Here is a 9773-nt window from a genome sequence, read left to right on the forward strand (position 1 = left end):
ATCAAATTTTCGTGCGCTGCAACCTCCATGCGTGCCCGTTCCTGCAATGAGAGCTTTGCTTGTTCTTTGAGCAACTGCTCAAGCTCCTTTTGCCTCTTCCGGGCTTCGCGCTCTTCACGTCGTTGAGTAGATTGAATGCTTTTCTGTGTGGCGGCCCAGCTCATTTTTTGAAATGCTTAAACCCTTTGTCATTTAGTTTGGTGTGTAAGGCAACGTAATTCCTACGAATTTGTGTATGTTTTTCCGAGTTTTATAAAGGGGCGGCCATTAGTGATTTTGGAGGTAAAAGGAAAAAGGACAGACGGGGCGTAAAGGATAAACAAAAAAAGGCGCTGTGTTTCCACAGCGCCCTGGCTTGAATCAAACTGACTTTATCCTCAAGGAATGTTGCCGGGAGTGGAAACGCCTTCTTCGAGCTTCAGCGCCCACTTGATGCCGGCGAGGATCATCTCCTGATAGGTCTCGGCGATCTCGGGGCTGTTTTTGCGGTCCTTAGTGTCGGCTTTCCATGTGGGGTCCCAGACGTCTTCGCGGTGGCCGAGGGAGTTGTAATAGACACGGCCTGCGCCGACTTCCTTGCACCAGGAGACGGGGTAGTAGCGGCCTTTTTGGGCTTCGACATCCTTCAGGTCGGCATCCTTCTTGGGGTCTTCGATCTTCTTTTCCTTCCGCTGTGCGGCTTCCGCCTTCAGCTGCTCAAGGTTCGGATGGGTGTTCAGGCCGAGGAGGCCGTGGACCTTGGCTTTGTCGAAGGTCTTGATGATGTAGATCTCGTCGAAGACTTTCCAGCCGAGGGGGACGGTCTTGGTGATGGGATGGGCGGGGTCGTGAATGACGGGCTGGATTTCGACCTGGGATTTGTGGGTTTCGAATTCGCCGCCGAGCATGTCGATGTAGCCACGGAAGGGGTGGTAGGTGTCGGAGCCGGAGTGCATGGCGATGAAGGCCTTGCCGCCTTCGATGAGCTTGATGAAGCCGTCGCGGTCAGGGAGGAGGAGATCGCCGGTGGTGTTGGCGAAGACGAAGCCGTCGTAGCCTTTGATTTTGTCGAGCGCCATCTTGTCGGCCATGTAGGCTTTGATCTTGTCGTTCCAGATCTTGTTGGCTTCATTGAAGTCTGCGGAGGCCTTGCTGAAGGCTTCAGCCTTGGCCTTGAAGGACTCTTCGGATTCCTTTTCTCCGCGCACGGGGGCCTTGCCGGGATTCTTCGGCTGGCCTTCGGGCTGGTGGACGAAATCGACGGTGAAGGCACCGGACTTGGCGCCAAGTTCGGCGAGGACTTTCTCGGCTGTCTCGATGGAAGAATGACGGAAGCCAGTGGTGACAGTGACGACGAGGAGCTTCTTCGGCTCCGCGTAAGCGGAAAGCGAGAGAGCAGCGACAAACAGGAGCGTGAGGCGTTTGATCATGGGTGGTAAGGAACCAACGTGGCGTGGCGAAGATCTTTTGCAGGTGGAAAGTTCATGAAAGGGAAGGCCGGGCTGCGTTTGTGGATGAATGAAAACAATCTTCTGCTTTCTGTTTCTGTCTCTGGTGATGTCTCATGCGCAAACGGCCACACCGGTGACGGTGGACGCTGGCAAACATCCCAACTTGCAAGCTGCGCTGGATGCCTTGCCGGCAACCGGGGGGCTGGTCACCATCCCGCCGGGGAACTATGAGATCACCGAGCCGCTGCGGGTGAAGACCGCGGAGACGCGCATCGCGGGCAGTGGCGCGGCCACGCACATCATCAACAAGAATGAAGCGGGCGCCCCAGCCTTCATCCTGCGCCCCCCGACTCTCGACACGGACAAGAAGGCGCAGCTCTGGCGCGTGCAGATGGCGGACCTGCGAGTGAGCGGCAATGAGAAGAGCGGCGACGGCATTTTTGCCGAAGGCATCCAGGAGATCTATTTCGAAGGCGTGTCCGTGGATCACCATGGCGGCCATGGCATCCACATGGTGAACTGCACGGAAGATCCGCGCGTGGCGGACTGCATCCTCACGTACAACAAAAAGAGCGGGATCGAGATCCTCGGCGGGCATGACATCGTGGTGAACGCGAACCACTTTGAAGAGAACTGGGACGGGCTGCGCTGCATCGACGCCTTCAACCTGTGCATGAACGGGAACAACATCGACGACCACCTGGGCAACGGCGTCATCATTGAGAACACCTACGGCTCCGTGCTCAGCGGCAACATGATCGAGGAGTGCAATGGCACGGCGATCATCCTGGACCGCGACTGCTATGGCATCACCCTGAGTGCGAACGTGATCGCACATCATCTCAAAGGTGGCATTGATCTGCGGGATGCCTGCGGCTGCACGCTGAGCGCGAACACCTTTGTGCTGGCGCATGAGTTTTCGGTGCGGGTGGGGAAGGACTCCGAGCGCAACACGATCAGTGGCAACACCTTCTGCAACACCTACATAGGGGCAGGGCAGGACAAGCGCCCTGCCGAGGCCAAGACGCCGATGGGGATCGATGCAGGCACGGGGGTGCTGGTGGAAGGCGGAGTGAATGGCCTGATTCTTAATGGGAACACGTTTTCCGGGTTGTCCACCGCAGCCGTATGGAGTAAAGGCGTGGTGAAAAATGTCATGATCACATGCAACCTTTGCATGGATATTGGCCATAAACTTGCTAAGAAGCGTGCTTGCTTCGACTTGACGCCCAAATCAGTCGTCTTGATCAAGGACAACCTTGAAGAAACCCCAACCTCCGAACCCTGACCTCCCATGCTTGATGTGCAGCGCAACCGAGGCGCCAAGCACCGTGAAGAAATCGACTTCACGCGCAAGCTCATGTGGGCACACATGATTTTCGGAGCGGCGGTGATCACGCTGTTTTTGTTTCACGAGGTGTTTCGCTGGTTCGCCGGATCCCTGGTCTGGTATGGGCTGAGTCTGGTGGTGATGTATGGCTTCATGAACGGGCAGCGGTGTTGCCGCTGGCTGCTGGCGCTGGTGTTTCTGGCGGGAGCAGGTGCGGGACTGTATTTCCTGAGCCGCGTCCTGCCAGACACCACGGAGCCACGTGCTGCCCTGGTGCCGCATTCGGTGATTCCACTGTGGGTGGGACTGGCGAATCTGACCTATTCCCTCGGAGCGATGTTTGTGCTCTTCAGCTCCCGCATCCGCCGCGCCGGCGAGACGGGGTTTGTGCTGTGGTGAGGTGAGGCACATGCGGAGCGGCGTTCGCGGCTTCACGCATGGTGAAACGAATACAGCCCTAGTGTCCTGATGGCCACTCAGGCGGGCTTGAATGGTGCCCATTCACCGCAGATCATCCATCGCGTAGATCGGCCGGATTTCGAGTTCGCCGGGCTGCGGCATGGGATTGGGGCAGCGCTTCACCCAGGCGAGGGCTTCATCCATGTCTCTGACCTCCCAGAGCCAGAAACCGGCGACGAGCTCGTGAGTGTGAGGGAAGGGGCCGTCGATGACCGTGCGGTTGGGCCGGTGTTCCAGCGACAAATGCTAATTCGAGTTTGAAGACCGCTGTGGTGGTGACGAAAAAACGAACGGGATGGGTAAGGATACGTACTAAATGCCAGGCATTATTTTAATGTGTTGGATACTGAATATTGATAATCAATAAAGTAATGTGGTTTTATGATTGCAAATGTGGCGCGTGACTGGCCAAGCCTTGGGGTGGTGGCGTTGGTTGAGAGGGGGGCTTTCACCTTTCTTGATGGGCTTGGGCCTCGACGGCTGCCGGTTGCGGAAAACAACAACGCCGAAGAGGGATGCTCTTCGGCGTGTGAGTGAGATTGTAGGATGAGGGTCGGGAAGCCCCCCACACCTTGGATGGCTTGAAGCGGCTTACTTCTTGCGGTCCCGGATCGCGCCGGTTTTGAGGCGGAGGCCGTTGAGGCGGATGAAGCCGGTGGCGTCGTCCTGGTTGTAGGCCTTGGTGGGGTCGGCTTCCATGGTGGCGATCTGCGGATTGTAGAGGCTGAAGACGCTCTTGCGGCCGGCGGGGATGATGTTGCCTTTGTAGAGCTTCACACGGACGGTGCCGCTGACTTTCTTCTGGCTCTCGGTGACGAGGGCCTGGAGGGCGAGACGCTCGGGGGCGTACCAGAAGCCGTTGTACACCAGGGTGGCGTATTTCGGGATGAGGCTGTCACGCAGGTGCATGACTTCGCGGTCCATGGTGAGGCTTTCGATCTGGCGATGAGCGAAGTGCAGGATGCTGCCGCCGGGGGTTTCGTAGACGCCGCGGCTCTTCATGCCGACGAAGCGGTTTTCCACCATGTCCACGCGGCCGACGCCGTGCTTGCCGCCGAGCTTGTTGAGGAGCTTCATGACGCCGAGAGGGGAGAGGAGCTTGCCATTGACGGCGATGCAGTTGCCCTTTTCGAATTCGAGGATGACGGTCTCAGCCTTGTCCGGAGCGTCTTCGGGGAAGACGGAGAGGGTGTTGAAGTAGCCTTTGTTCTTCGGATCGCTGGCGTCGAACCATGGGTCTTCCAGAATGCCGGCCTCATAGCTGATGTGCAGGAGGTTACGGTCCATCGAGAAGGGCTTCTTGGCGCTGGCCTGGACGGGGATCTTTTTCTCGTCGCAGTAGGCGATCATCTCGGCACGGCCGGGGAACTGGGTGCGGAAGCGCTCATCGCGCCATGGGGCGATGATTTCGATCTCGGGGGCGAGGGCGGCGGCGGTGAGCTCAAAGCGGACCTGGTCGTTGCCCTTGCCGGTGGCGCCGTGGGCGATGAAGCCGGCCTTTTCAGCCTTGGCGATCTCCACCATGCGCTTGGCGATGAGGGGGCGGGCGATGCTGGTGCCCAGGAAGTACTCGCCTTCGTAGATGGCTCCGGCCTGGATCATCGGGAAGATGAAATCGGTGGCAAACTCCTCCTGAAGGTCGTCGATGTAGATCTTTGAGGCTCCGGTCTTTTTAGCTTTGGCGTTCAGGCCTTTAAGCTCATCGTCCTGGCCGACGTTGGCGCAGAAGGCGATGACCTCGGCGTTGTAGGTTTCCTTGATCCAGGAGAGAAGGACGGAGGTGTCGAGGCCGCCGGAGTATGCGAGAACGATTTTTTTGCTCATGATTGACCGCTTTTTTGAGGGGGGCGCGGAGAATAAGGGCAATCGAAGGTGTGTCGAGCGCCGGAGTGAGCCTTTTTTACAAAATTGGGGGGATAAAAAGCGGTTGGTTAGGAAAAGTTAAATAATTGCGTTCTTTCTATTGAAATTATAATGGGTATTGTTAAGATGACTTTATTCACAAAAAACACATGGGTCTTCCTTTGGGATACAGCACTTCTTCGAATGTTTCTAAAGAAACAGGCGAGTCGTCTGCCTCGATTCTCCGCGCTGCCGCGTGGCTGAGGAGGCGTTGCGCCCGAGGCCAGCGCTCGTTGACGGCTGGTATCACCCTGTTTGTGGCTTCAGCGGTGGGGGCTCTTGCCGCGACGGATTTCAGTGATTACAGCCTTTTCGGCTCTGCCAGCAGCACGACGGTGAGCACCATCAGGATCGGTGCCACCACCGACAGTGAAACGGCCATCACTTCCAATGCCCTCGCTACAGGGGATGACACCACGGGCACGGATGATGAGGACGGCGTGACATTCCCGAGCAGTCTGGTCACGGGTACGACGGGCAGCATGGTGGTGAACGTGACGAACACCAGTGGTGCCACCGTTTTCCTCAATGCGTGGATCGACTACAACAAGAACGGCTCGCTCACTGACTCAGGCGAGCAGGTCGCCACGAACACCACGATCGTCAATGGCAGTTCGAATTCCAACAGGACCATCAACTTCACCGTGCCGGCCGGTGCCTCCGTCGGCAATGTGGGCATGCGCGTGCGCCTGACCTCCACGAGCTCTCCAACGCCCCTTGGTCTGAAAGGCAATGGTGAGGTGGAAGATTATCTGGTGCAAATCTGTCCGTCCATCACGGTGGGTCCCACCACTCTGGGCACTGCGACTGTGGGCACAGCTTACTCGCAGACGATCAGCGCCAGCGGCGGCTCATCCCCTTACAGCTTCAGTGTGAGCAGCGGCACGCTGCCAGACGGGCTGAGCCTGAGCTCAGGCGGCGCACTGACTGGCACGCCCACCTCCGGCGACACCGCGACTTTCACGGTGGCGGCCGTGGATCAAAGCGGCTGTGTCGGCACCCGCAGCTACACTTTTGCGCCGACATGCACGAGCTATGTGATCTCACCATTTGCCATGGGGTCGTGGGATCTGTCCACGGCGGTCAATGTGACGATGGTGGCCACGGCGGCGTCGGGCTCGGTGAATACACCGCTCACCTGGTCGCTGGCGTCGGGCACGCTGCCAGCGGGACTTACCCTGAGCAGCGCGGGCGTGCTGAGCGGCACGACCACGGCGAAGGGCACCTCCAGTTTCACAGTTCAGGTCACTGACACTTACGGGTGCACCGCCACGGAGTCATATTTCATGACGGTGGCCTCAGGCACCAGCTACTCCAGTTTGCTCTACGTCAGCTCCGGCACTGGCAGCACCGGCTATCTTGAAACGTATGATGTCTCCACGGGCGCCAAGGTGCTCGTCGGTCAGACGAGGGATTCGAGCGCCCGCTACCTCACTGACCTGGCGTGGTCTCCATCGGGCATTCTCTACGGCATCGACTTCAACAACATCTATCAGATCAATCCGACGACGGGTGCCTTGACGAGGCTGGGAAGTTTTGGCAACAGCCTCAACGGCCTGGTGTTTGACTCGGCCGGCAAGCCCTACATCAGCAGCGTCAACGACGGCGACATCTACACCTTCAATCTGGCTTCGCTGAGCACCAGCTCCACCACGGCGCTGACGCTTGCTTTCAGTTCACCGGCCACCGCCCCGAATGGTGAGTCCCTCGCCAGCGCAGGTGACCTGGCATGGATCGGCAATGAATTGTACTACACGGTGGCCGGCAGCGGATTCAACACCTTCTACCTCTACAAAGTGCCTGAAGGCGGCACGGCCACGCAGCTTGTCGGGCAGATCAAAACCACGGGGGGCGCGGGCATTGCCGATGTGTTCGGTCTTTCCACAGATGGCTACGGCACGCTGTATGCGCAGGCGGGCAAGGCACTGTACACGCTGGACAAAACCACCGGCGTGGCCACGACCGTGAACTCCAGCATCGCGGCAAGCGCCATCTCCGGTGGCGCCATGCGCTATGAGTTCACGCAGGTGCTGGATGACTTTGGCGATTATTCCTTGTTCCCGGTGGCACGCGACACGGTGTTCAGCTCGCTGCTGATGGGCTCGCTGGTTGATTACGACATTCCGGCAGCCTTCAATACGGCGGCGAATGCGGACGACCAGTCATGGACGGATGACGAAGACGGCGTGACGCTGCCAGCCAGCGTGGTGCAGGGAGCCACGGGCGTGAGTGTGACGGTGAAGGTGACGAACACCTCCGGTGCGCCAGCCTTCCTGAATGGCTGGGTCGATTTTGGCAACAACGGATCGCTCACGGACAGCGGCGACCGGATCATCAACAACGTCATTATTCCCACTGGCACGAGCAATGTGAGCCAGAGCTACACCTTCAATGTGCCGGCGACAGCCGCGGTGGGGGCACTCGGCGCACGTTTCCGGCTCACCGCCGTGACCAATCCCGGCCCCTCGGGTGCCAGCGGCCCGGGTGAAGTGGAAGACTATCTGTTCAATGTGACCTGCAGCACCATCACGCTGACTCCAGGCACGCTGCCCACTCCCACGGTGGGCACCGCTTACTCCCAGACGGTGACTGCCAGCGGCGGCAACGGCCCCTACACCTACGCGGTGGCCACCGGGTCGCTGCCTGCCGGTCTCACGCTGAACGCCAGCACGGGTGTGATTTCGGGCACCGTCACCAGCTCCAGCGCCACCAGCTTCACGCTGCGCGCCACGGATGCCAAAGGCTGCACCGGCACGCTGAGCAGCAGCATCACGCCGACCTGCCCGGCGGTGACGGTCACTCCTCCCACGCTCAACACACCGACGGTGGGAACCAACTTCACACAAACACTCAGCGCTGCGGGCGGCATCTCGCCCTACACATGGGCGCTCACCAGCGGCACGCTGCCTTCGGGGCTGTCTCTGAGCACGAGCAATGGGACGATCAGCGGTCTCCCCACCAGCGCCGCCTCGGCGAGTTTCACGGTGCGTGCCACGGATGCTGCGGGCTGTCTTGACACTCAGGCTTATACCTTCGCACCTGCCTGCCCGACGATCAGCATTTCGCCGAGCACGCTCGCTGCGGGTTCGGTGGGCACCGCCTACTCGCAGACCCTGAGCGCAAGCGGCGGCACCGCAGCTTATAATACCTGGACCGTGACCAGCGGCACGCTGCCTGCGGGTCTGACACTCAATGCCAGCACCGGCGTCATCAGCGGTACGCCGACGGCCTCCGCCAGTCCCTCAACCTCCGTGACGGTGCGCGTGAATGATGCCTACGGCTGCCAGGGCACGCAGGTGGTGACGCTGCAAATCTGCCCGGTCATTTCCGTCTCGCCTTCCATCCTGCCGACGCCCACCGTGGGCACGGCCTACTCCCAGACACTCACCGCTTCAGGCGGGGCCGCATCCTACACCTTCACGCTGGCCAGCGGAACGCTTCCCACCTGGGCCACCTTGAGTTCCGCAGGGGTGCTCAGCGGCACGCCCAACAGCACCACGGCAGCCAGTTTCACTGTGCGGGCCACGGATGCCAATGGCTGCTCCACGACGCTCTCTTTCACTGTGACGCCGGTCTGCCCGACGGTGACCATCACACCCGCATCTCTCGCCACCGGCACGGTCGGCAGCGCTTACTCGCAGACACTTTCCGCCACGGGCGGTGTCGCGCCTTACAGCGCATGGACCGTCACCGCAGGCACGCTGCCAGCGGGCTTGACGCTCAATGCCAGCACGGGTGTCATCAGCGGTACGCCGACGGCTTCCGCCAGCCCTTCGACCTCCGTCACGGTGCGGGTGAATGATGCCAATGGTTGCCAGGGATCACGCGCGATCACATTCCAAATCTGCCCGGTCGTCGCGTTCTCACCCACCACGCTTGCCACGGCGACGGTGGGCACGTCTTACACTCAGACCATCACGGCCAGCGGCGGCACCGGACCTTACACCTTCACGCTGGCCAGCGGCACGCTACCCACCTGGGCTTCGCTGACTTCCGCCGGTGTGCTCAGCGGCACGCCGAATTCCAGCACCACGGCCATCTTCACGCTGCGTGTCACGGATGCCAATGCTTGTACCTCCACGCTGGCTTACACGCTCACGCCAGTGTGCCCGACGATCACGATCACACCCTCGGCACTGAGCGCAGGCACGGTGGGAACGGCTTACTCGCAGACGCTCGCCGCGAGCGGTGGCATCGCTCCTTACAGCGCGTGGACAGTCACGGGTGGTGCGCTGCCAGCGGGCTTGACGCTCAATGCCAGCACGGGTGTCATCAGCGGCACGCCGACGGCCTCCGCAAGTCCGGCGACCACTGTCACGGTGCGGGTGAATGATGCCAATGGCTGCCAGGGCACACGGGCCGTGACGCTGCAAATCTGCCCGGTCATTTCTCTTTCTCCAACCACTCCGGCCACCGGGACGGTGGGTGTCGCTTACTCGCAGACGATCACTGCTTCGGGTGGCTCAGCATCCTACACGTATGCGCTGGTCAGCGGCACGCTGCCAGCGGGTCTCACCCTCAACACCAGCACGGGTGTGGTGAGCGGCACACCGACCACTCCGTCCAGCGGCAGCGTGACCATCCGCGCCACGGATGCGAATGGCTGCCAGGGCACGCAGGCACTGACCTTTACCACGAGCTGCTCGGCCATC

At 60.2% G+C, this 9773-nt stretch carries 5 protein-coding genes and 1 pseudogene; 3 read left to right on the forward strand and 3 right to left on the reverse strand.

Features of this window, described 5'->3' with window-relative positions; translation table 11 throughout:
• Positions 1-377 precede the first annotated feature (377 nt).
• Positions 378-1409 carry a ThuA domain-containing protein gene (locus tag ACIREA_RS18355; protein ID WP_397383786.1) on the reverse strand — a complete coding sequence of 344 codons (1032 nt, stop codon included), beginning with the start codon at positions 1407-1409 and terminating at the stop codon, positions 378-380.
• Positions 1410-1497: 88 nt separating this feature from the next.
• Here ACIREA_RS18355 and ACIREA_RS18360 point away from each other — a divergent pair, with 88 nt between their 5' ends.
• Positions 1498-2718, forward strand: a complete 1221-nt coding sequence (locus ACIREA_RS18360) for a right-handed parallel beta-helix repeat-containing protein (RefSeq protein WP_397383787.1) — start codon at positions 1498-1500, stop codon at positions 2716-2718.
• A gap of 6 nt (positions 2719-2724) precedes the next feature.
• The gene (locus ACIREA_RS18365) at positions 2725-3159 is read left to right on the forward strand and encodes a hypothetical protein (protein WP_397383788.1); all 435 of its coding nucleotides are present in this window, start codon (positions 2725-2727) and stop codon (positions 3157-3159) included.
• A 102-nt stretch (positions 3160-3261) separates the two neighbouring features.
• Here ACIREA_RS18365 and ACIREA_RS18370 read toward each other — a convergent pair.
• Positions 3262-3444, reverse strand: a pseudogene (locus ACIREA_RS18370) (YciI family protein); the annotation flags it as partial.
• 366 nt (positions 3445-3810) lie between these two features.
• Complete coding sequence (locus ACIREA_RS18375; protein ID WP_397383789.1) at positions 3811-5043, reverse strand: argininosuccinate synthase; 1233 nt, start codon at positions 5041-5043, stop codon at positions 3811-3813.
• A 311-nt stretch (positions 5044-5354) separates the two neighbouring features.
• Between ACIREA_RS18375 and ACIREA_RS18380 the strand changes: the two genes are divergently transcribed.
• Positions 5355-9773: beta strand repeat-containing protein (locus ACIREA_RS18380; RefSeq protein ID WP_397383790.1), on the forward strand; the 4419-nt coding region annotated here is incomplete at its 3' end.

Origin of the sequence: Prosthecobacter sp., from assembly GCF_044373815.1 — a bacterium.
In the GTDB taxonomy this organism is placed as follows: Bacteria; Verrucomicrobiota; Verrucomicrobiia; order Verrucomicrobiales; family Verrucomicrobiaceae; genus Prosthecobacter.